Below are 206 nucleotides of genomic sequence, written 5' to 3'. Positions count from 1 at the left end.
CCGACGGTGGTGCGCAGGTCGGCGGCCATCCGGGACAGCTCGTCGACCGCCGTGCGGGTCTGGGTCAGCGCCTGCGTGGTCGAGTCCGCCGCCGTGGAGACACCGGCGATGTTCTCCGCGATCTGCGTGGTCCCACCGGCGGCCTCCTGCACCGACCGGGCCATCTCGTTGGTCGTGGCCGTCTGCTCCTCCACCGCCGAGGCGAT

Annotated in this window: 1 pseudogene; it reads right to left on the bottom strand. The window is 72.8% G+C overall.

From position 1 onward, the window contains the following. Nucleotides 1-206 (bottom strand): annotated as a pseudogene (locus tag E9565_RS22160) (methyl-accepting chemotaxis protein); the annotation flags it as partial.

The organism is Blastococcus sp. KM273129 (assembly GCF_021698995.1).
Taxonomy (GTDB): Bacteria; Actinomycetota; Actinomycetes; order Mycobacteriales; family Geodermatophilaceae; genus Blastococcus.
Note: the sequence above shows the minus strand (reverse complement) of the source record. Positions and strands in the feature narration are given on the sequence as shown.